Below are 20,405 nucleotides of genomic sequence, written 5' to 3'. Positions count from 1 at the left end.
GTCAGGCCCCGATGGTGATCGCTTCGTGGACCAGGGCCTCCTGCTCGGCCTTGTGGCGCGAGGCAAGCCCGGTGGCCGGCGAGGCCGCGGCATGGCGGCCGACATAGCGCGGCCGGCCGTGCTTGGCGCCGATGCGCGACAGCACCCATTCGATATTGGGCTCGACGAAGCTCCAGCCGCCCTGGTTCTTGGGTTCTTCCTGGCACCAGACGATCTCGGCATCCTTGAAGCGTTCCAGCTCCTTGGACATGCTCTGGGCCGGGAAGGGATAGAACTGCTCCAGCCGCAGGATATGCACATCCTCGGCACCGGCGGCGTCGCGGGCCTGCGCGAGGTCGTAATAGACCTTGCCCGAGCAGATCACCACGCGGCGGATCTTGTCGTCCGGGGCCAGCTTGAACTCGGACTTGCCGCGGTCGGCATCGTCCACCAGCACGCGGTTGAAGGTCGAGCCGGCCAGGAACTCGTCCGCCGTGGACACCGCCAGCGGGTGGCGCAGCAGCGATTTCGGCGTCATCAGCACCAGCGGCTTGCGGAAGGGCCGCTTCAGCTGCCGGCGCAGGATGTGGAAATAGTTCGCCGGCGTGGTGCAGTTCGCCACGATCCAGTTGTCCTCGGCGCACATCTGCAGCCAGCGCTCCAGCCGGGCCGAGCTGTGTTCCGGGCCCTGGCCCTCATAGCCATGCGGCATCAGCATGACGAGGCCGGACATGCGCAGCCATTTCTTTTCGCCCGAGGTGATGAACTGGTCGAACATGATCTGGGCGCCGTTGGCGAAATCGCCGAACTGGGCCTCCCACATGACCAGGCTGTTCGGCTCGGCCAGCGAATAGCCGTATTCGAAGCCCAGCACCGCATATTCCGACAGCATCGAGTCGATGGCCTCGTAGCGCGCCTGCCCGCCGCGGATGTGGTTCAGCGGGTAGTAGCGTTCCTCGGTCGCCTGGTCGACGAAGGCCGAATGGCGCTGCGAGAAGGTGCCGCGGGTCGAATCCTGCCCGGCGAGGCGCACCGGATGCCCCTCCAGCAGCAGCGAGCCGAAGGCCAGCGCCTCGCCCGTGGCCCAGTCGAAGCCCTGGCCGGTCTCGAACATCTGCTTCTTGGATTCCAGCAGGCGGCCGACGGTCCTGTGCAGGTCGAACCCTTCGGGCACGCGGGTCAGCGCGCCGCCGATCTCGGCCATGGTCTCGGGCGCGATGCCGGTCTGGCCCAGGTTCTCCTCGGCATGCTCGGCCTCGAGCCCCGACCATTTGCCGTCCAGCCAGTCGGCCTTGTTCGGCTTGAAGTTCTTGCCGACCTCGAACTCCTCGTTCAGATGGGCCTGGAAGGCGGCCTTCATCTCCTCGATCTCGCCCTCGGGGACCAGGCCGTCGGCGACCAGCCGCTCGGTATAGCGTTGCAGCGTGGTCTTCTGGCCCTTGATCTTCTTGTACATCACCGGGTTGGTGAACATCGGCTCGTCGCCTTCGTTGTGACCGAAGCGGCGATAGCAGAAGATGTCGATGACCACGTCCTTGTGGAATTTCTGCCGGAACTCGGTCGCGACCTTGGCGGCATGGACCACCGCCTCGGGGTCGTCGCCGTTGACGTGGAAGATCGGCGCCTCGACCATCAGCGCGATGTCGGTCGGATAGGGCGAGGTGCGGCTGAAATGCGGCGCGGTGGTGAAGCCGATCTGGTTGTTCACCACGATATGGATGCAGCCGCCGGTGCGGTGGCCCTTGATGCCGGAAAGCTGGAAGCATTCCGCCACGATGCCCTGGCCGGCAAAGGCCGCGTCGCCATGCAGCAGGATCGGCAGCACCGCCGTGCGATAGGTCTGGTCGGACAGCTGGTCCTGCTTGGCGCGGACCTTGCCCAGCACCACCGGGTTCACCGCCTCGAGGTGCGAGGGGTTCGCGGTCAGCGACAGGTGGACGGTGTTGTCGTCGAAGGTGCGGTCCGACGAGGCGCCGAGGTGATATTTCACGTCGCCCGAGCCGTCCACGTCGTCGGGCTTGTAGCTGCCGCCCTGGAATTCGTGGAAGATGGCGCGATAGGGCTTGCCCATCACATTGGCCAGGACCGACAGGCGGCCGCGGTGCGGCATGCCGATCACCACGTCCTTGACGCCAAGCGCGCCGCCGCGCTTGATGATCTGCTCCATGGCCGGGATCAGCGCCTCGCCGCCGTCAAGGCCGAAGCGCTTGGTGCCCATATACTTGACATGCAGGAACTTCTCGAAGCCCTCGGCCTCGACCAGCTTGTTGAGGATGGCGCGGCGCCCCTCGCGGGTGAAGGCGATCTCCTTGCCGTAGCCCTCGATCCGCTCCTTGAGCCAGCCGGCCTCCTCGGGGTTCGAGATATGCATGAACTGCAGCGCGAAGGTGCCGCAATAGGTGCGGCTCATCAGGTCGACGATCTGGCGGATCGTGGCGATCTGCAGGCCAAGCACGTTGTCGATGAAGATCGGCCGGTCCAGGTCGGCCTCGGTGAAGCCGTAGGTCTTGGGGTCCAGCTCGCCGTGGTCGGGGATCTCGCGCATGCCCAGCGGATCCAGGTCGGCATGCAGGTGGCCGCGGATGCGGAAGGCGCGGATCAGCATGATGGCGCGGACGCTGTCCAGCACGGCGCGCTTGAGCTGCTCGTCGGTCAGGTTCACGCCCTTTTCGCCGGCCTTGGCGGCGATCTTGTCCAGCGCCGCCTTGGCCTCGGACTTGGGCAGCATCGGCCATTCGCCGGTCAGCGCCGCGGTGGTGTCGTCGGCGGGCACCGGCGGCCAGTCGGCGCGCTGCCAGCTTGCGCCCTTGGCCTCGCGGGTGACGACGGTCTCCTCGTCGCCCAGGCTGCGGAAGAAGGCGTCCCACGCCTGATCCACCGCCGCCGGGTTCTGGGCCCATTGGCCGTAAAGCTGCTCGACATAGGCCGCGTTATGGCCCTGCAGGAAGCTCGAATCGTGGAAGGCCGAGTTTGGGGATTGATCGTTCATTGGCTTGCCTCCGGGAAATCCTATCCGTTCGCGCCTTGATCAGGGGCGGTCGTATTGTTCGGGCCATGTCCGGGGGTGGTCCCGGCCATCAGCCTGGTCTGAAGATCCTGATACCATGCCGGCAGCCCGGCGCGCGGCTGGCGCAGCAGGGCGGGCAGGTTGCGGCCGGCCAGCAGGGCGCCACGGAATTGCGGCAGATCCCAGCGGCCTCCGGCGATGTCCTTGGGCAGTTCGGCCAGCGTCATGCGCAGGTACCACAGCGCATAGCGGGCCAGGTCGCGGCCCTGCCGCTCGGAATTGCGGCGGACGAAATAGGCGATGTTGAGCATGGCCAGCATGGTGCTGATCCGGCGCCGGTCGCGGCCTGCCGCTGCCTCGAAATGGTGGATATGCGCATCCGGCGCGATGGCCAGCATCCCGTGCCGGCCAAAGCGATAGCTGGCGTCCAGATCCTCGGCGATCGAACTGCCGGCCAACCCTTCGTCGAAGGGTTCGCGCAGCGCCAGGTGGCGGCGCAGGGTCATGGCGAAGCCGACGATGAAATCGACGCGCAGCAGCCCCTGCGGCAGGGTGGCGTCGCCCTGCCAGCGCCGCTCGGGGCGGTCGTAGCCCAGGAAGCGCTGCTCGGCCGGGATCATCAGCAGGTGGTGCAGGGCAAGGTCGATTCCGCGCTGCACCGGCCCCGCCCGACCCCTGGCCAGCGCGCCGGCGCGGTTGGTCTGCTTGCGTTCGTCCCCGGTCTCCGCGCCGGCCAGCGGCGCATTGCGGGCCGAGATGGCGACGATCCGGCCCTGCGTGTCGGCGCGGTAATGCGCCATGATCTGCGCGGCGCAACCCGAATGCAGCAGCGCGTCGTCGTCGATCATGAACAGGATGTCGGCACGGGCCAGCGCGACCGCCTGGTTGCGCTGCACGGTCAGCGATTTGCGCCGGGCCGGCACATAGGTCAGCGGACAGCCGCCGGCCGCGGCGATCACCGCCTCGACCCCTTCACGGTTCTGCGCCCAGTCGGCGCTGGCATCGACGATGACGATCTCGGCCGGCCGCTCGGTCGAGGCCAGCGCGGCACGCACGCAGTCGCAAAGCAGCTTGCCGCGCTGATAGGTCGAGACGCAAAGCGCCCAGTCCTGCGCCGCCACGGGCGAGGCGGGGCGTTCCGCCGGCGGTTGGGGCTGCGGGATCATGCCGCGCCTCGATTGGGCAGCGGGGCAGGGCCGCAGGCCGGGCAGGGCGCTGCCCCGGCGGTTCTGGCGACGATCTGGCGACGACGGCGGTCCAATCTGGCACCTGCTGGTAAGGTCTGGCGCGGCCCCGGTAAAGGTAGGCAGGGGCCGCGCCCAAGTCAAAAGCCTTGCGGCAAAGTTACCGGCCGAGCGCTTTCAGCACCGCCTCGCCCAGGCCCGCGGGGCTGTCGGCGACGATGATCCCGGCCGATTTCATGGCCTCGATCTTGGATTCCGCGTCGCCCTTGCCGCCCGAGACGATGGCGCCGGCATGGCCCATGCGGCGGCCCTTCGGCGCGGTGCGCCCGGCGATGAAGCCGGCGGTCGGCTTCCACTTGCCCTTGCGCTTCTGCTCGGCCAGGAATTCGGCGGCCTCTTCCTCGGCGGAACCGCCGATCTCGCCGATCATGATGATCGACTCGGTTTCGGGGTCGTCCAGGAACATGCGCAGCACGTCGATATGCTCCATGCCCTTGATCGGGTCGCCGCCGATGCCGACCGCGGTGGACTGGCCCAGGCCGACGTCGGTGGTCTGCTTCACCGCCTCATAGGTCAGCGTGCCCGAGCGCGACACGACGCCCACCGACCCGCGCGAGAAGATCGAGCCCGGCATGATGCCGATCTTGCATTCGCCCGGCGTCAGGATGCCGGGGCAGTTCGGGCCGATCAGCGTGGATTTGCTGTCGATCAGCGCGCGCTTGACCCGCATCATGTCGAGGACCGGGATGCCCTCGGTGATGGCGACGATCAGCGGGATCTCGGCGTCGATGGCTTCCAGGATCGAATCGGCCGCGAAGGGCGGCGGGACATAGATCACGGTCGCATTGGCGCCGGTTTTCTCCACGGCCTCGTGGACCGAGTTGAAGACTGGCAGGTCCAAGTGTTCGGACCCGCCTTTGCCGGGGGTCACGCCGCCGACCATCTGCGTGCCATAGGCGATCGCCTGCTCGGTGTGGAAGGTGCCCTGGGATCCGGTGATCCCCTGGCAGATGACTTTGGTGTCTTTGTTGACGAGAACGGCCATTCAAGCCTCCTGCAAAAATCAAGTTCATGCGGGCCTATGCCCGCATCATTTCGTATCTCGGCTTAGCGTGATGGTCGCCAGCGGCTCGGAATGGCTGTATCTGCCGGAGAGGCTGAAACTGATATCGCCTTTCGTAAAGGTCGAACGCCCTCCATTGTCGGCCACCGGCTGGTAGCCTTGGGCAATCATTTCCGAATGGACCGTGCGGAATGACGAATATCCCACGTCACGCCTGACGTCGATGTCACATGGGATTGGTCCATTAGGGTCGCTGACCTTTATGATGTCGACCTTCTCGAACAGGCCTTTGCCCGCAACAGGTTCCATTCGGGTATAGGAGTAGGCGCCCGTCCATTCCCGCGTGATCGTATAGCCCTGTCCAAGCAGTGATTGCAGGGTTTGTGGCCCCTGCAATTCGCTTGCAAGACAGGCTCGCGTGGCAATTCGTAGCTGTTCAGCCCTGTCAAACGGTGCTTGAGCCGCAGCCGGCACGACTTCAGGCGCATTTTCAGCACCGGCCGGAATGCCTTCGTAGTTCGTGCAGGCAGAAAGACTGGCCGCGCTCAGCATACAAATCACCGCGATCCGCATTAGCCCTTGACCGCCTTCACGATCTTCTGCGCCGCATCCGACAGGTCGTCGGCCGCGATCACGTTCAGGCCCGACTCGCCGATGATCTGCTTGCCCAGCTCCACGTTGGTGCCCTCAAGCCGCACGACCAGCGGGACTTGCAGACCAACTTCCTTCACCGCGGCGATGATGCCTTCCGCGATGATGTCGCAGCGCATGATGCCGCCGAAGATGTTGACCAAGATGCCTTTGACGTTCGGGTCCGAGGTGATGATCTTGAACGCCTCGGTCACTTTCTCCTTGGTGGCGCCGCCGCCGACGTCCAGGAAGTTCGCGGGCTCGGCGCCGAACAGCTTGATGATGTCCATCGTCGCCATCGCCAGGCCGGCGCCGTTGACCATGCAGCCGATCTCGCCGTCCAGCGCGATATAGTTCAGGTCGAATTTCGAGGCGGCGAGTTCCTTGGGGTCTTCCTCGGTCTCGTCGCGCAGCGCCAGGATGTCGGGCTGGCGATAAAGGGCGTTGTTGTCGAAGCCCATCTTCGCGTCCAGCGCCTTGAGGTTGCCGTCCTTCATCACGATCAGCGGGTTGATCTCCAGCATCTCCATGTCCTTCTCGATGAACATGCGATACAGGTTCTTGACCAGCGCCACGCATTGCTTGACCTGCGGGCCCGAAAGACCCAGGGCGAAGGCCACGCGGCGGCCGTGGAAATCCGAAAGCCCCGAGGCCGGATCGACGCTGAAGGTCACGATCTTTTCCGGGGTCGAGGCGGCGACTTCCTCGATGTCCATGCCGCCTTCGGTCGAGGCGACGAAGCTGACGCGCGAGGTGCCGCGGTCGACCAGCAGCGCCAGATACAGCTCGCGCTCGATGTCGCTGCCGTCCTCGATATAGATGCGGTTGACCTGCTTGCCGGTCTCGCCCGTCTGGTGGGTGACGAGGGTGCGGCCCAGCATCTGGCGGGTCAGCTCCTCGGCCTCTTCCACCGATTTGGCCAGGCGGACGCCGCCTTTTTCACCGGCTTCCTTTTCCTTGAAGTGACCCTTGCCACGGCCGCCGGCGTGGATCTGGGCCTTGACGACCCAGAGCGGCCCGTCGAGTTCCCCCGCCGCCGCCTTGGCCTCGTCGGCCTTCATCACCACCCGCCCGTCCGAGACCGGCGCGCCGTATTGGCGCAGCAACGCCTTGGCCTGGTATTCATGGATGTTCATCGTCTTCCCCCGCAGTTGTCGGTTGGCGGGGCTTGTGCCACATTCCAAGCCGGCGCCAAAGCCCCATGAAGGGCGAAATCCCTAAAACTGGCGGTAATCCGCCTTTTGTGATCACAGTTTTCGAGGCTGTGATCGCAAATCCCCGGCTGCCGGGACGGCGGGGCGGGAATCCCCGGCCTGGGCCGGCGCTTTCGCGTCCCGGATCAGGGCGCGCCGGGGGTCAGGCGGGGCCCAGGAGGTCCGCACGGCCAGCGGTTCGTCCGCCGCGGCGCTGGCCTGTCTTATCCTGCGCGGGCCGCGCCTCCGCGCCATGAAAAAGCCCCGCCGCAGCCGGCGGGGCCTGTCCTTGCCGTTGCTGGCCGGCGATCAGGCCAGGGTGGCGTCGATGCCCTTGCAGGCCGCGACCAGCCCCTTCACCGCATCCACGGACTTGTCGAACATCGCCTGCTCGTCCTTGTCCAGGGTGATGTCGATGACGCGCTCGATGCCGCCGGCGCCGATCACGGTCGGCACGCCGACATAGAGCCCGTCCAGCCCATAGGCGCCCTTCACATAGGCCGCGCAGGGCAGCACGCGCTTCTGGTCCTTGAGATAGGCTTCCGCCATCTCGATGGCCGAGGTCGCGGGCGCATAGAAGGCCGAGCCGGTCTTCAGCAGGCCGACGATCTCGGCGCCGCCGTCGCGGGTGCGCTGCACGATGGCGTCCAGCTTGTCCTGGGTGGTCCAGCCCATCTTGACCAGGTCGGGCAGCGGGATGCCGGCCACGGTCGAATAGCGGGTCAGCGGCACCATGGTGTCGCCATGGCCGCCCAGCACGAAGGCGGTCACGTCGCGCATCGAGACGCCGAATTCCAGCGACAGGAAGTGGCGGAAGCGGGCCGAATCGAGCACGCCGGCCATGCCGACGACCTTTTCATGCGGCAGGCCGCTGAACTCGCGCAGCGCCCAGACCATGGCGTCCAGCGGGTTGGTGATGCAGATCACGAAGGCGTTCGGGGCATGCTGCTTGATGCCCTCGCCCACGGATTTCATGACCTTGAGGTTGATGCCCAGCAGGTCGTCGCGGCTCATGCCCGGCTTGCGGGGCACGCCGGCGGTGACGATGCACACATCGGCGCCGGCGATGTCGGCATAATCGTTGGCGCCCTTCATGACGGCGTCGAAACCCTCGGACGGGCCCGATTGCGCGATGTCGAGCGCCTTGCCCTGGGGCGTGCCCTCGGCGATGTCGAACAGGACGACGTCGCCCAGTTCCTTCATCGCGGCCAGATGCGCCAGCGTGCCGCCGATCTGTCCCGCACCGATGAGTGCGATCTTGGGTCGGGCCATGTTAACCTCCGATTTCCATGATGGTTCGCGCGGTGGCCTAGTCCCTCGGGATGAGAATCGCAAGCCTTGGCTGCGGGTCCGGCGCGAAAACCGCTGTTGTCAACCGCTAACATGGAAAAGGCGGCGGCGTATTGCCGCGGTTGCGCCGCTGGATTACTCGGGAGGGGCGGGACACGGGGGCGTGCGGATGGAGATGCTGGGCTGGGTGCTGGCGGTGATCGCCGCCTTTTCGATCGGGCTGGCCAAGGGAGGGCTGTCCATGGTCGGCACCATCTCGGTGCCGCTGCTGGCGCTGGTCATGTCGCCGGTGCAGGCGGCGGGCATCCTGCTGCCGGTCTATATCATCTCGGACATCGGCGGGCTGATCGCCTTTCGCCGCGATTTCGACGCGCGGGTGCTGCGGACGCTGGTGCCGGGCGCGATCACCGGCATCGCCCTGGGCTGGGCCACCGCGCATCACGTCGACGACGCGCAGGTCGGGCTGATCGTCGGCGTGATCGGCCTGGCCTTTGCGCTGAACGCCCTGCTGCGCAGCCGGGTCAGCGCCAGCGCCCGGCCGCCGCGCTGGGGGGCGGGCAGCTTCTGGGGCACGATCTCGGGCTATACCAGCTTCGTGTCGCATTCGGGCGCGGCGCCCTATCAGGTCTATGCCCAGCCCCTGCGCATGACGCCGATGACCTATGCCGGCACCACGACGATCTTCTTTGCCATCTGCAATGCGGTGAAGCTGATTCCCTATGCCATGCTGGGCCAGCTGTCGGCGCATAACCTGTCGGTGGCCGCCGTGCTGATGGTGCCCGGCGTGCTGGGCGTGCTGGCGGGACTGTGGCTGGTGCGGCGGATGTCTGCGCAGGTCTTCTATGGCTTCATCACCTGGGCGCTGATGCTGGTTTCGGCCAAGCTGATCTGGGACGGGATCTGATGCCGCAGTGCGGCAAATCGGTGCTTGCGATTCGCTTCCTTTCGGGGCAGGTTCGCGCAAGATTATTACGCGAGGCCCCGATGACCCGTCCCTATCGTTCCGTCCTCTATATTCCGGCCGCCAATGTGCGGGCCATGGAAAAGGCCCAGGCGCTGGCCGCCGATGCGATCATCTTCGATCTCGAGGATGCGGTGGCGCCCGCCGAGAAGGTGGCGGCGCGGGACTTGCTGGCCAAGGCGCTGCAGGCCGATTACGGCGGCCGGGTGCGGATCGTGCGCATCAACGGCATGGACACCGAATGGGGCGAGGGCGACGCCCGCGCCTTTGCCTCGGGCGCCGATGCGGTGCTGGTGCCCAAGGTCAGCCGCGGCGCCGACCTGGACCGGGTGGCGGCGCTGGTGCCCGACACGCCGCTCTGGGCGATGATGGAGACGGCCGAGGGCATGCTGAACGCCGCCGAGATCGCCGCCCATCCGCGCCTGCAGGGCATGGTGATGGGCACCAACGACCTGGCCAAGGAGCTGAACAGCCGCTTTCGCGCCGACCGGCTGCCGATGATGGCGGGGCTGGGCCTGTGCCTGCTGGCCGCGCGGGCGCATGGCCGGGTCATCGTGGACGGCGTGTTCAACGCCTTCAAGGACGACGAGGGGTTGCGCGCCGAATGCGAGCAGGGCCGCGACATGGGCTTCGACGGCAAGACCCTGATCCACCCGGCGCAGCTGGCCATTGCCAACGAGGTCTTTGCGCCGTCGGAAGCCGAGGTCGATCTGGCCCGCCGCCAGATCGAGGCCTTCGACGAGGCGCAGGCCCAGGGCAAGGGCGTCGCGGTGGTGGACGGCAGGATCGTCGAGAACCTGCATGTCGAGACCGCCCGCGTCACTTTGGCCAAGGCCGCGGCGATTGCCGCGCTGGCAGGGTGATGGCAAAGTAAGCGCCATTTACATCCAGCGAAAGGACAAAGCCAGATGTTGATCCTGATCCTTGGCGTGGCGCTTTGGTGGGCGGCGCATCTTCTCAAGCGGCTGGCACCGGGGCCGCGCGACCGGCTGGGCCGGGGCGGCGTGGCGGGGGCGCTGGCGGTCTCGGTGGTGCTGATGGTGATCGGCTATCGCATGGCGGACGGTCCCCATTGGTGGGGCGCGACCGCACCGCTGAAGGGCGTCAACAACCTGCTGGTGCTGCTGGGCTTCTATCTTTTCGCCGTCGCCGGCATGAAGACCCGCCTGGCCCGCCATATCCGCCACCCGCAGCTGACCGGCTTTGCGCTCTGGGCCCTTGCGCATCTGCTGCCCAATGGCGACCTGCCCAGTTTCGTGCTGTTCGGCGGGCTGCTGCTCTGGTCGCTGGTCGAGATGGCCGTGATCAACCGCGCGCAGCCGGGCTGGACCCCGCCCGCCGGGCCGTTCCCGGTCCGCAAGGAGGCGATGGCCGCGGTCGGCACCGTGGTCCTGTTCGGGGTCGTGGCGCTGGTCCACGCCTGGCTGGGCTATAACCCCTTTGGAGGCTGACATGCCCAAGATCTATCGCCTGCTGACCGAGGACGACACCTCGGCCTTCTGCCACAAGGTCAGCGAGGCGTTGTCGAAGGGCTGGGAGCTGCATGGCGACCCCGCCTATGCCTTCGACGCGGCGCGCGGCGTGATGCGCTGCGCCCAGGCGGTCACCAAGCAGATCGAGGCGGATTATCACCCGGACATGAAACTGGGCCAGCAATAGGAAACCACCATGAGCAAGACCAATCCGGGCCGCTTCTTCGAGGATTACCGCGTCTGCCAGGTGATCCGCCACGCCGTGCCCCGCACCGTGGCCGAGGGCGAGCGCGCGCTTTACCATGCGCTCTACCCGGCGCGGCACGCGCTTTATTCCTCGGACGAGTTCGCGGCCGCCTCGGGTCTGGACGGCAGCCCGCTGGACGACCTGATCGCCTTTCACATCGTCTTCGGCAAGTCGGTCCCCGACATCAGCCTGAACGCGGTGGCGAACCTGGGCTATGCCGAGGGCCGCTGGCTGAAGCCGGTCTGGCCGGGCGACACGCTGCGCTCCGAATCCGAGGTGATCGGGCTCAAGGAGAACTCCAACGGCAAGTCCGGCGTGGTCTGGGTACGCACCCGCGGCCTGAACCAGATGGACGAGGTGGTGCTGGACTATGTGCGCTGGGTCATGGTGCGCAAGGGCGACGACGCGGCGCCGGCGCCCGAGCCGGTGGTGCCGGAACTGGCGAAATCGGTCGCGCCCTCCGATCTGGTGCTGCCCGAGGGGCTGGATTTCCTGCAATACGACTTCGGCCTGGCCGGCGAGACGCACCGCTGGGGCGATTATGAGGTCGGCGAGGTCATCGACCATGTGGACGGCGTCACCATCGAGGAGGCCGAGCATATGCTGGCCACCCGGCTGTGGCAGAACACCGCCAAGGTGCATTTCGACGCCACCTTCCGCGAGGACGGCAAGCGGCTGATCTATGGCGGCCATGTCATCAGCATGGCCCGCGCGCTCAGCTTCAACGGGCTGGCCAATGCGCAGATGATCGTGGCGCTGAACGGCGGGGCCCATGCCAATCCCTGCTTTGCCGGGGACACCATCCGCGCCTGGTCCGAGGTGCTGGACAAGGCCGACACCCATGCGCCGGGCGTCGGCGCGATCCGGCTGCGGCTGGTGGCGCACAAGGGCGCGGCCGGTGATCACGCCCTGCGCGGCGAGGATGGAAAATATGCCCCGCAGGTGCTGCTGGACCTGGATTACTGGGCCCTGATGCCGAAATGACCGCCCTGCGCCCCGGCGCGGCCGGCCCGCGACTCGCGGCCGCGCCGGGGTTGAACATGACCGAATCCCTCGGTTATCCGGGGAAATCCGCCGAGTCCGTCCTGATACCGCAATCATTCGAAAGGGTCGGAGCCTGCCCGTGATCACAGCTGGCGTTTGCGTGATCACAAAAACGGAAAATCTGTCGCATATCCGCCTTACGTCTGGCATCCACCCGTGACAGATGCGACAAGGCGGCTAAAAGCAAACCCAATTTCGGCCAGCCCTCGCCGCCAGCCGTCGCGTGCGGGGCCTGAACGCAGGAGAGCGCATCATGGCTGACGTCAACCGGGGCAACCGGCCATTGTCACCGCATTTGCAGGTCTATCGCCTGCCCATCGCCGCAATCACCTCGATCATGACCCGCATCACCGGGCACGCGCTGGTCGCCGGGATCGTGCTGATCACCTGGTGGCTGGTCGCCGCCGTCACCTCGCCGGGCGCCTTCGCCTGCGCGGACTGGGTGATGCGGTCCTGGCTGGGCTTCATCATCCTGACCGGCTCGATGTGGTCGCTGTGGTATCACCTGCTCGCCGGGCTGCGCCACCTGGCCTATGACGCGGGCTACGGGCTGGAGATCGAGGAAGCGCGCAAATCCAGCCAGGCGCTGATCGCGGGTTCGGTCGTCCTGGCCGTGCTGACGCTGATCATCTTCTTCGCGTTCTGAGGAAAGGGCAGGATCATGCGTTACATCACCCCCCGCAAAGCTGCCGAAGGCCTGGGCTCGGCGCACGAGGGCACCCAGCACCACTGGGCCATGACCGTCTCGGCCGTCGCGCTGACCGTGCTGACGCCGCTGTTCATGATCGTGGTCGCCCGCGCCATCGGCCTGTCGCAGGAACAGCTGCTGGCCTATTTCGGCCGGCCCTTCCCGGCGCTCATCACCGCTCTGTTCGTGATCGTGGGCATGGTCCACTTCATCAAGGGCACGCGGATCATGATCGACGACTATTTCCAGGGTGGCGTGCGCAAGGCCGCCATCATCTTTTCCGTGATCTTCGGCTGGGCGGTCATCGCCGCCGCCGTCTATGCGCTGGCCCGGATGGGCCTTGGCGCGATCGTCGTCCTCTGAGGTTCCGCCATGGCTGCTTACAAATACGAAACGCACGAATATGATGTCGTGGTCGTCGGTGCCGGTGGCGCGGGCCTGCGCGCGACGCTGGGCATGGCCGAACAGGGCCTGCGCACCGCCTGCGTGACCAAGGTCTTTCCGACCCGCTCGCACACGGTCGCGGCCCAGGGCGGCATCGCCGCCAGCCTGTCGAACATGGGCCCGGACAATTGGCAGTGGCACATGTATGACACCGTCAAGGGCTCGGACTGGCTGGGCGACACCGACGCCATGGAATACCTGGCGCGCGAGGCCCCCAAGGCGGTCTACGAGCTGGAACACTACGGCGTGCCCTTCAGCCGGACCGAGGAGGGCAAGATCTACCAGCGCCCCTTCGGCGGCCACACCACCGAATTCGGCGAAGGCCCGCCGGTGCAGCGCACCTGCGCCGCCGCCGACCGCACCGGCCACGCCATCCTGCACACGCTCTATGGCCGGTCGCTGAAGGAAAAGGCCGAGTTCTTCATCGAATATTTCGCGCTGGACCTGATCATCACCGACGGCGCCTGCACCGGCGTGGTGTGCTGGAAGCTGGATGACGGCTCGATCCACGTCTTCAACGCCAAGATGGTGGTGCTGGCGACCGGCGGCTATGGCCGTGCCTATTTCAGCGCCACCTCGGCCCATACCTGCACCGGCGACGGCGGCGGCATGGTGGCCCGTGCCGGCCTGCCGCTTCAGGACATGGAATTCGTGCAGTTCCACCCGACCGGCATCTACGGCTCGGGCTGCCTGATCACCGAGGGCGCGCGCGGCGAGGGCGGCTACCTGACCAACAGCGAGGGCGAGCGCTTCATGGAGCGTTACGCGCCGACCTACAAGGATCTGGCCAGCCGCGACGTGGTCTCGCGCTGCATCACCATCGAGATCCGCGAGGGCCGCGGCGTCGGCCCGCACAAGGATCACATGTTCCTGAACCTGATGCACCTGCCGCCGGAAAGCCTGGCCGAGCGGCTGCCGGGCATCTCGGAATCGGCCAAGATCTTTGCCGGCGTGGACGTGACGCGCGAGCCGATCCCGATCCTGCCGACGGTGCATTACAACATGGGCGGCATCCCCACCAACTACTGGGGCGAGGTGCTGGACCCGACCGCCGAAAGCCCGGATCGGGTCTTCCCCGGCCTGATGGCGGTGGGCGAGGCCGGCTGCGCCTCGGTCCATGGCGCGAACCGGCTGGGATCGAACTCGCTGATCGACCTGGTGGTCTTTGGCCGCGCTGCCGCGATCCGCGCCGGGCAGGTGATCGACCGCAAGGCGGCGATCCCCACCACCAACAAGGAACAGGTGGACAAGGCGCTGGACCGCTTCGACCGCATCCGCAACGCCAACGGCTCGGTGCCGACGGCCGAGCTGCGGCTTGAGATGCAGCGCACCATGCAGGCCGATGCCGCGGTGTTCCGCACCGACAAGACCCTGGCCGAGGGCGTCGAGAAGATGCAGGCGATCGCGGCCAAGATGGACGACCTGAAGGTCACCGACCGCAGCCTGATCTGGAACAGCGACCTGATGGAGACGCTGGAGCTGACCAACCTGATGCCCAACGCGCTGGCGACCATCGTCGGTGCCGAGGCGCGCAAGGAAAGCCGCGGCGCCCATGCCCATGAAGACTACCCCGAGCGGGATGATGCCAACTGGCGCAAGCACTCGCTTGCCTGGGTCGAAGGCAACGATGTTAAACTGGCCTATCGGCCCGTTCATCTTGAACCCCTGACTACCCAGGACGAGGGCGGGATCGACCTGAAAAAGATCGCACCCAAAGCGAGGGTTTATTGATGCGTCTTCCCCTGATCCTGCCCATGGCCCTGACCGCCGCCGCGCTGACCCTTTCGGGCTGCGTGGTCCAGAACCCCGGCATGGCGCCGGCGCCGCTGCCGCCGGTCGCGGCCCCCGCGCCGGATGCGGCGATGCGGTCCTCGGCCCGCGTCATCGTCAACCGCGAGATGGCCCGGCGCCTGCCCGGCGCCAATGTCGCGCCCTATACCGATTGCGTGATGCAGAACGCCACCACGGCGGAACTGTCCAGCATCGCCGCTGCCGGCGCGGCCGGGGCGGGGGATGCGGTGGCCGCCATCGTCGGTCGTCCGTCCACCACGCAATGCATCGCCAGCGCCGCGGCGGCGGCCAAGCAGGCCGCCTGATGGCCGGGCGCGGCGCGCTTGGCCTGCGCCTTGCCCCGGCGCTGCTGGGGCTGGCGGCCTGCGCGCCCGCGCCGGTGCAGATCCCGGTCGCAGAGGCCGAGCGCGTCTGCATGGTCCAGGCGCTCGACGCCCGCGCGCCGCGCACCCAGGTCGGCATCGGCGTCGGCTCGCACGGTTATCGCGGCGGCTTCGTCAGCGTCGACCTGTCCTCGGACCAGATCCTTGGGCGCGATCCGTCCCAGGTCTTCGACCAATGCGTCCAGCGCCGCTCGGGGCAGAAGCCCACGCGGCCGCTTTACGAACAGCCGGGCTGGAGGGTGCATTGACGCCCTCCGCCCAAGCCACCGCATGACGGCCTAGTCGCAAGACGACGGTCTGACCACCAGGAGTTACCCAATGGTCCAACTTACCCTTCCCAAGAACAGCCGCATGCGGGTCGGCAAGACCTGGCCGAAACCCGAAGGCGCGACGAACGTCCGCCGCTTCAACATCTACCGCTGGGATCCCGATACCGGCGAGAACCCGCGCATCGACACCTATTTCGTCGACATGGATAAATGCGGGCCGATGGTGCTGGACGCGCTGATCAAGATCAAGAACGAGATCGACCCGACGCTGACCTTCCGCCGCTCCTGCCGCGAGGGGATCTGCGGCTCCTGCGCGATGAACATCGACGGCGGCAACCATCTTGCCTGCATCTACGGCATGGACGAGATCAAGGGCGACGTGAACATCTATCCGCTGCCGCACATGCCGGTGGTCAAGGACCTGATCCCCGACCTGACGCATTTCTATGCCCAGCACGCCTCGGTGAACCCCTATCTCATCACCGAGACGCCGACCCCCGACAAGGAATGGCGCCAGTCGATCGAGGATCGCAAGAAGCTGGACGGGCTTTACGAATGCGTGATGTGCGCCAGCTGCTCGACCGCCTGCCCGAGCTATTGGTGGAACGGCGACCGCTACCTGGGCCCGGCGGCCCTGCTGCACGCCTATCGCTGGATCATCGATTCGCGCGACGAGGCCACGGGCGAACGCCTGGATGCGCTGGAAGACCCGTTCAAGCTGTATCGCTGCCACACGATCATGAACTGCACCAATACCTGCCCCAAGGGGCTGAACCCGGCCAAGGCCATCGCCTCGATCAAGCACATGATGGTGGACCGTATCGTTTGATTTGCACGGCCGTCATGGCCGGTATGCCGTGATATACCGTTTGACGCCGCGTCGCAGAGGTAGATTTTTCTGCGGCGCGGCATTATCTTTTTCGGCGGGGAAGAGCATCACTTCGACCCGGAGACCTTCGGATGAAAACCCTTGCCGAGACCCAAAAACCCAGCGCCAACCTGGCCGTGCTGAAGCCGGCCAAGTCGGCAGACCGCGCGGCCCTGGCCGTGCTGGAGCAGATGTACGGCTATTTCAGCTTCGATCCGATGCCGATGGAAGCCGACATTCGCCAGGCCGCCTGAAGCGCGGCCACCTTGTCCGCACGCGCGGGCCTTCCAGCGCGGCTTCCCGGCCGCGCTCTTGTTTTTCGGGTATTTGGGAAGCGGTGAAAGGCTGGCCGTTTTTCCGTTTCCCAAACACCCATGCGGCAGGGCCGGCAGGCGCGCTGTGCAAGGTGTGCGCAAGCCTTGCGATGCCGGGGACGCGCGCATAGCATCGCGCCATGATCCGAACCATTCCCGAAGATGCCGCCGAGCGCCGGGCCATTCGCCCGGTCATCTGCTATCCGAACCATACCCTTCCCGATCCCGACCTGCCCGGCTTGCAGGCCGTTCGCCTGACGGCGCGCAAATCCGGGGAATGCCTGGTGCCTCCGCGCGAGGCGCGTTGCTTTCACGTGCCGGCCGGGCATTTCTTTCGCATCACCAGCGTCGAGGGGCCGCAGGTCGGCGACCTGAACCTGTGGTCCGCCGCCGATCCGCGCGAACGGTTCTATTCCGGCAAGACCCGCGCGCTGCACGGCACCCATCTGACGCGCGGCCATCGCATGTGGTCCAGCTTTCCGCATCTGCGCCCGATGGCCACCGTGACCGAGGATACGCTGGAATGGTATGGCATCGACGAATACGGCGGCTCGGTCCATGACGTGATCGGCACGCGTTGCGACCCCTATACCCATCGCCTGCTGAGCGGGCAGGACTATCACCATTGCTGCCATTCCAACCTGGTCAACGCGCTGATGGCCGAGATGGGCCTGTCGCGCGAGGCGGCCGAGCCCCTGGTGCATGACGTGCTGAACGTCTTCATGTGCACGGGCTTCACTCGCGACACCGGGGAATATTTCATGAAGGCAAGCCCGGTGCGCCCCGGCGACCATATCGAGTTCTTTGCCGAGATCGACCTGATCGGCGGGCTTTCGGCCTGTCCGGGCGGCGATTGCGGCAGCGCGCATTCCAGCGACGCCGCCGCCTGCCATCCGCTGCTGGTCGAGATCTTCGCGCCGGCCCGGCCCGCGGGACGGGCAGAGCCGGGGCCGAGCGCCTATCGCTGGCCCTAAAGCGAGATCGGCCGCATCACCTCGGGCTCGATCACCTGCACGCCCGGCAGGCCGGCCTTCAGCACCTCGGCATCCTGCGCCAGCAGCGGGAAGGTCTTGTAATGGCAGGGGATCACGGTCTTGAAGTCGAAATACTTCCGCGCCGCCCAGGCCGCGCGGTCCATGTCCATGGTGAAATGCCCGCCGGTGCAGAGGATGCCGATGTCGGGCCGGTGATATTCGCCCATCCACGCCATGTCGGCCATGATGTCGGTATCGCCCGAGACATAGATCACATGGCCCTCGCCCGCGATCATGAACCCCGACTCGTGGCCGGCATAGACCGGCCCCTCGGCGCCCTCGAAGGACGAGGAATGGCTGGCATTCACCATCGTCACCCTGGCCCCGCCCAGATCGACCGTGCCGCCCTTGTTGAAGCCGATGCCCTCGATGCCCTCGTGCTTCATCCAGGTCGAGACCATGTCGTAGATGCCGACGGCGGGAATCCCCCGTTCCTTGGCGATCGAGACGGTGTCGCCGGTATGGTCGCCGTGGCCATGCGTCACCAGGATATGGGTGGCGCCGGCGATGGCCTCGTCGCGGCTGTCCTCGGGAAACATCGGATTGCCCGAAAGCCAGGGGTCGATCAGGATCACCGCCTGTTCGATCTCCAGCCGGAAGCCGGAATGGCCAAGCCAGGTCAGTTTCATGGAAGGGCTCCTTTTCTTGCGCTGCCGCATCCTGCCAAGCCGTGCGGCGCCCGTAAAGTTCCGCCGCAAGGTTCCGCCTGCGCGGGTGCTTGCCCCGCCCCGGCCGCCCCGGTAAAACCCGGCGCAAGCGAAAGGAGCCTCCCATGGCGATCACCGAGGACGAAGCCCGCAAGGTCGCGCATCTGGCGCGGATTGCGGTCAAGGACGCCGACCTGCCCGCGCTGGCGCAGGAGCTGAACGGCATCCTGCATTTCATGGAACAGCTGAACGAAGTCGATGTCGAGGGCGTCGAGCCGATGACCGGGGTCGAGCCGATGCGCCTCAAGCGCCGCCAGGACGTCGTCACCGATGGCGAGATGCAGGATCTGATCCTGAAGAACGCGCCCGATGCGCGCGAGGGCTTCTTTGCCGTGCCGAAGGTGGTGGAATGAGCGACCTGAACAAACTGACCATCGCCCAGGCCCGCGACGGGCTGCGCAAGGGCGATTTCACCAGCACCGAGCTGACCGAGGCCTGCCTGGGTGCCATCGACGCCGCCGGCGCGCTGAACGCCTATTCTCACAAGACCCCGGAAAAGGCCCGCGAAATGGCGGTGGCGGCCGACAAGCGCATCGCCGCGGGCGACGCGCCCGCCATGTGCGGCATCCCGCTGGGCATCAAGGACCTGTTCTGCACCCGCGACGTGCCGTCCCAGGCCGCGAGCCGGATCCTGGAAGGCTTCCTGCCGCAATATGAATCGACGGTGACGCAGAACCTGTGGGATGCGGGTGCGGTCATGCTGGGCAAGCTCAGCATGGACGAATTCGCCATGGGCTCGTCCAACGAAAGCGCCTGCTATGGCCCGGTGGTCAACCCCTGGAAGGTGGACGACCGGCAGCTGACGCCCGGCGGCTCCTCGGGCGGCTCGGCGGCGGCGGTGGCGGCGGACCTGTGCCTGGCCGCGACCGGCACCGATACCGGCGGCTCGATCCGCCAGCCGGCGGCCTTTACCGGCACCGTGGGGCTGAAGCCGACCTATGGCCGGGTCAGCCGCTGGGGGGTGATCGCCTTTGCCAGCTCGCTGGACCAGGCCGGGCCGATGACCAAGTCGGTCCGCGACGCCGCGATCATGCTGGGCGCCATGGCCTCGGTCGATGCCAAGGATTCGACCAGCGCCGAACGCCCGGTGCCGGATTACGAGGCCGCGCTGAACGGCGACATCCGCGGCCGTCGCATCGGCATTCCGCGCGAATACCGCATGGAGGGCATGTCGGACGAGATCGACGCGCTCTGGCACAAGGCGGCCGAGATGCTGCGCGACGCCGGCGCCGAGGTGGTGGACATCACCCTGCCGCATACGAAATACGCGCTGCCGGCCTATTACGTGATCGCGCCGGCCGAAGCGTCGTCGAACCTCGCGCGCTATGACGGGGTGCGCTATGGCCGCCGCGCCAGGCTGGGCGCCGGCGACGGCGTGGTCGAGATGTATGAAAAGACCCGCGCCGAGGGCTTCGGCCCCGAGGTGCAGCGCCGGGTGATGATCGGCACCTATGTGCTGTCGGCGGGCTTCTACGACGCCTATTACAACCGCGCCCGCAAGGTCCGCGCGCTGATCAAGCGCGACTTCGACCAGGTCTTTGCCGATGGCATCGACGCGATCCTGACGCCGGCCACCCCCAGCGCCGCCTTTGGCCTGGGCGAGATGTCGGGCAAGGATCCGGTCGAGATGTATCTCAACGACGTCTTTACCGTCACGGTGAACCTGGCCGGGCTGCCGGGGATTTCGGTGCCGGTGGGGCTGGATCGGCAGGGCCTGCCGCTGGGAATGCAGCTGATTGGCCGGCCCTGGGACGAAGGCGGGCTCTTGAACCTTGCGCAGAGCCTCGAATCTGCGGCAGGATTTGCGGCGAAACCCTCGCGCTGGTGGTGAGCGGCC

At 66.7% G+C, this 20,405-nt stretch carries 22 protein-coding genes; 15 read left to right on the top strand and 7 right to left on the bottom strand.

The features are described from left to right. Position 1: 1 nt before the first annotated feature. The 6 genes from KF941_RS10440 to mdh all read right to left on the bottom strand — a co-directional run bounded on the left by KF941_RS10440 (position 2) and on the right by mdh (position 8,328). Positions 2–2,968 (bottom strand): 2-oxoglutarate dehydrogenase E1 component, encoded by a 2,967-nt coding sequence (locus KF941_RS10440; protein WP_036750265.1) that lies wholly within the window; start codon positions 2,966–2,968, stop codon positions 2–4. Positions 2,969–2,988: 20 nt separating this feature from the next. Continuing rightward, positions 2,989–4,152, bottom strand: coding sequence for a glycosyltransferase family 2 protein (locus KF941_RS10435; RefSeq protein ID WP_214273284.1), 1,164 nt, complete (start codon positions 4,150–4,152; stop codon positions 2,989–2,991). 178 nt (positions 4,153–4,330) lie between these two features. Beyond that, positions 4,331–5,215, bottom strand: coding sequence for a succinate--CoA ligase subunit alpha (sucD, locus tag KF941_RS10430; protein ID WP_214273283.1), 885 nt, complete (start codon positions 5,213–5,215; stop codon positions 4,331–4,333). 45 nt (positions 5,216–5,260) lie between these two features. Then, on the bottom strand, positions 5,261–5,806 hold the full coding sequence (locus KF941_RS10425) for a hypothetical protein (protein ID WP_139293895.1): 546 nt from the start codon (positions 5,804–5,806) through the stop codon (positions 5,261–5,263). Continuing rightward, positions 5,806–6,999 (bottom strand): ADP-forming succinate--CoA ligase subunit beta, encoded by a 1,194-nt coding sequence (sucC, locus tag KF941_RS10420; RefSeq protein WP_036750254.1) that lies wholly within the window; start codon positions 6,997–6,999, stop codon positions 5,806–5,808. Before sucC ends, KF941_RS10425 begins: the two co-directional genes overlap by 1 nt. Before the next feature lie 366 nt (positions 7,000–7,365). Continuing rightward, entirely contained in the window at positions 7,366–8,328 is a 963-nt protein-coding gene (gene mdh / locus KF941_RS10415; RefSeq protein ID WP_036750251.1) for a malate dehydrogenase, read from the bottom strand. 187 nt (positions 8,329–8,515) lie between these two features. Here mdh and KF941_RS10410 point away from each other — a divergent pair, with 187 nt between their 5' ends. The 13 genes from KF941_RS10410 to KF941_RS10350 all read left to right on the top strand — a co-directional run bounded on the left by KF941_RS10410 (position 8,516) and on the right by KF941_RS10350 (position 17,801). Further along, positions 8,516–9,250, top strand: coding sequence for a sulfite exporter TauE/SafE family protein (locus KF941_RS10410; protein WP_072461034.1), 735 nt, complete (start codon positions 8,516–8,518; stop codon positions 9,248–9,250). A gap of 80 nt (positions 9,251–9,330) precedes the next feature. Next, positions 9,331–10,170, top strand: a complete 840-nt coding sequence (locus KF941_RS10405; protein ID WP_072461033.1) for a CoA ester lyase — start codon at positions 9,331–9,333, stop codon at positions 10,168–10,170. A gap of 45 nt (positions 10,171–10,215) precedes the next feature. After that, a complete protein-coding gene (locus tag KF941_RS10400; protein WP_072461032.1) occupies positions 10,216–10,758 on the top strand; it encodes an NnrU family protein in 543 nt (180 codons plus the stop codon). Position 10,759: 1 nt separating this feature from the next. Then, the gene (locus KF941_RS10395; protein ID WP_036750239.1) at positions 10,760–10,966 is read left to right on the top strand and encodes a DUF1737 domain-containing protein; all 207 of its coding nucleotides are present in this window, start codon (positions 10,760–10,762) and stop codon (positions 10,964–10,966) included. Between the two features lie 9 nt (positions 10,967–10,975). Next, the gene (locus KF941_RS10390) at positions 10,976–12,010 is read left to right on the top strand and encodes a MaoC family dehydratase (RefSeq protein ID WP_214273282.1); all 1,035 of its coding nucleotides are present in this window, start codon (positions 10,976–10,978) and stop codon (positions 12,008–12,010) included. A gap of 313 nt (positions 12,011–12,323) precedes the next feature. Continuing rightward, on the top strand, positions 12,324–12,716 hold the full coding sequence (sdhC, locus tag KF941_RS10385; RefSeq protein ID WP_036750387.1) for a succinate dehydrogenase, cytochrome b556 subunit: 393 nt from the start codon (positions 12,324–12,326) through the stop codon (positions 12,714–12,716). Between the two features lie 15 nt (positions 12,717–12,731). Then, the gene (gene sdhD / locus KF941_RS10380) at positions 12,732–13,121 is read left to right on the top strand and encodes a succinate dehydrogenase, hydrophobic membrane anchor protein (RefSeq protein WP_036750234.1); all 390 of its coding nucleotides are present in this window, start codon (positions 12,732–12,734) and stop codon (positions 13,119–13,121) included. A gap of 9 nt (positions 13,122–13,130) precedes the next feature. Further along, complete coding sequence (gene sdhA, locus KF941_RS10375) at positions 13,131–14,933, top strand: succinate dehydrogenase flavoprotein subunit (protein WP_072461029.1); 1,803 nt, start codon at positions 13,131–13,133, stop codon at positions 14,931–14,933. Next, the gene (locus tag KF941_RS10370; RefSeq protein ID WP_036750228.1) at positions 14,933–15,298 is read left to right on the top strand and encodes a hypothetical protein; all 366 of its coding nucleotides are present in this window, start codon (positions 14,933–14,935) and stop codon (positions 15,296–15,298) included. The genes sdhA and KF941_RS10370 overlap by 1 nt, the downstream gene beginning before the upstream one ends. Then, a complete protein-coding gene (locus KF941_RS10365; RefSeq protein WP_052095694.1) occupies positions 15,298–15,624 on the top strand; it encodes a hypothetical protein in 327 nt (108 codons plus the stop codon). The genes KF941_RS10370 and KF941_RS10365 overlap by 1 nt, the downstream gene beginning before the upstream one ends. A gap of 70 nt (positions 15,625–15,694) precedes the next feature. Next, a complete protein-coding gene (locus tag KF941_RS10360; RefSeq protein ID WP_036750226.1) occupies positions 15,695–16,474 on the top strand; it encodes a succinate dehydrogenase iron-sulfur subunit in 780 nt (259 codons plus the stop codon). A 131-nt stretch (positions 16,475–16,605) separates the two neighbouring features. Next, positions 16,606–16,767 (top strand): hypothetical protein, encoded by a 162-nt coding sequence (locus tag KF941_RS10355; protein WP_214273281.1) that lies wholly within the window; start codon positions 16,606–16,608, stop codon positions 16,765–16,767. 200 nt (positions 16,768–16,967) lie between these two features. Then, a complete protein-coding gene (locus KF941_RS10350; protein ID WP_036750223.1) occupies positions 16,968–17,801 on the top strand; it encodes a DUF1989 domain-containing protein in 834 nt (277 codons plus the stop codon). Here KF941_RS10350 and KF941_RS10345 read toward each other — a convergent pair. After that, a complete protein-coding gene (locus KF941_RS10345) occupies positions 17,798–18,490 on the bottom strand; it encodes a metal-dependent hydrolase (protein ID WP_214273280.1) in 693 nt (230 codons plus the stop codon). The genes KF941_RS10350 and KF941_RS10345 overlap by 4 nt on opposite strands. A gap of 143 nt (positions 18,491–18,633) precedes the next feature. On the opposite strand from KF941_RS10345, the gene gatC reads away from it, so the two are divergent. Then, on the top strand, positions 18,634–18,921 hold the full coding sequence (gatC, locus tag KF941_RS10340) for an Asp-tRNA(Asn)/Glu-tRNA(Gln) amidotransferase subunit GatC (RefSeq protein WP_010393062.1): 288 nt from the start codon (positions 18,634–18,636) through the stop codon (positions 18,919–18,921). After that, positions 18,918–20,399, top strand: a complete 1,482-nt coding sequence (gatA, locus tag KF941_RS10335; protein ID WP_214273279.1) for an Asp-tRNA(Asn)/Glu-tRNA(Gln) amidotransferase subunit GatA — start codon at positions 18,918–18,920, stop codon at positions 20,397–20,399. Before gatC ends, gatA begins: the two co-directional genes overlap by 4 nt. The last annotated feature ends 6 nt before the right edge of the window (positions 20,400–20,405 follow it).

Origin of the sequence: Paracoccus sp. pheM1 (assembly GCF_018499825.1) — a bacterium.
Lineage (GTDB): Bacteria > Pseudomonadota > Alphaproteobacteria > Rhodobacterales > Rhodobacteraceae > Paracoccus > Paracoccus versutus.
This window is presented reverse-complemented; position numbering and strand designations above follow the sequence as displayed.

Excerpts from the sequence above, each read along its gene's own strand:
- KF941_RS10440 (WP_036750265.1), bottom strand. The coding sequence starts at position 2,968 with ATGAACGATCAATCCCCAAACTCGGCCTTCCACGATTCGAGCTTCCTG.
- KF941_RS10350 (WP_036750223.1), top strand. The coding sequence starts at position 16,968 with ATGATCCGAACCATTCCCGAAGATGCCGCCGAGCGCCGGGCCATTCGC.
- KF941_RS10370 (WP_036750228.1), top strand. The coding sequence starts at position 14,933 with ATGCGTCTTCCCCTGATCCTGCCCATGGCCCTGACCGCCGCCGCGCTG.
- gatA (WP_214273279.1), top strand. The coding sequence starts at position 18,918 with ATGAGCGACCTGAACAAACTGACCATCGCCCAGGCCCGCGACGGGCTG.
- mdh (WP_036750251.1), bottom strand. The coding sequence starts at position 8,328 with ATGGCCCGACCCAAGATCGCACTCATCGGTGCGGGACAGATCGGCGGC.
- KF941_RS10405 (WP_072461033.1), top strand. The coding sequence starts at position 9,331 with ATGACCCGTCCCTATCGTTCCGTCCTCTATATTCCGGCCGCCAATGTG.
- KF941_RS10345 (WP_214273280.1), bottom strand. The coding sequence starts at position 18,490 with ATGAAACTGACCTGGCTTGGCCATTCCGGCTTCCGGCTGGAGATCGAA.
- sucD (WP_214273283.1), bottom strand. The coding sequence starts at position 5,215 with ATGGCCGTTCTCGTCAACAAAGACACCAAAGTCATCTGCCAGGGGATC.
- sdhA (WP_072461029.1), top strand. The coding sequence starts at position 13,131 with ATGGCTGCTTACAAATACGAAACGCACGAATATGATGTCGTGGTCGTC.
- KF941_RS10360 (WP_036750226.1), top strand. The coding sequence starts at position 15,695 with ATGGTCCAACTTACCCTTCCCAAGAACAGCCGCATGCGGGTCGGCAAG.
- gatC (WP_010393062.1), top strand. The coding sequence starts at position 18,634 with ATGGCGATCACCGAGGACGAAGCCCGCAAGGTCGCGCATCTGGCGCGG.
- KF941_RS10435 (WP_214273284.1), bottom strand. The coding sequence starts at position 4,152 with ATGATCCCGCAGCCCCAACCGCCGGCGGAACGCCCCGCCTCGCCCGTG.
- KF941_RS10395 (WP_036750239.1), top strand. The coding sequence starts at position 10,760 with ATGCCCAAGATCTATCGCCTGCTGACCGAGGACGACACCTCGGCCTTC.
- KF941_RS10355 (WP_214273281.1), top strand. The coding sequence starts at position 16,606 with ATGAAAACCCTTGCCGAGACCCAAAAACCCAGCGCCAACCTGGCCGTG.
- KF941_RS10365 (WP_052095694.1), top strand. The coding sequence starts at position 15,298 with ATGGCCGGGCGCGGCGCGCTTGGCCTGCGCCTTGCCCCGGCGCTGCTG.
- sucC (WP_036750254.1), bottom strand. The coding sequence starts at position 6,999 with ATGAACATCCATGAATACCAGGCCAAGGCGTTGCTGCGCCAATACGGC.
- KF941_RS10390 (WP_214273282.1), top strand. The coding sequence starts at position 10,976 with ATGAGCAAGACCAATCCGGGCCGCTTCTTCGAGGATTACCGCGTCTGC.
- sdhD (WP_036750234.1), top strand. The coding sequence starts at position 12,732 with ATGCGTTACATCACCCCCCGCAAAGCTGCCGAAGGCCTGGGCTCGGCG.
- sdhC (WP_036750387.1), top strand. The coding sequence starts at position 12,324 with ATGGCTGACGTCAACCGGGGCAACCGGCCATTGTCACCGCATTTGCAG.
- KF941_RS10400 (WP_072461032.1), top strand. The coding sequence starts at position 10,216 with ATGTTGATCCTGATCCTTGGCGTGGCGCTTTGGTGGGCGGCGCATCTT.
- KF941_RS10425 (WP_139293895.1), bottom strand. The coding sequence starts at position 5,806 with ATGCGGATCGCGGTGATTTGTATGCTGAGCGCGGCCAGTCTTTCTGCC.
- KF941_RS10410 (WP_072461034.1), top strand. The coding sequence starts at position 8,516 with ATGGAGATGCTGGGCTGGGTGCTGGCGGTGATCGCCGCCTTTTCGATC.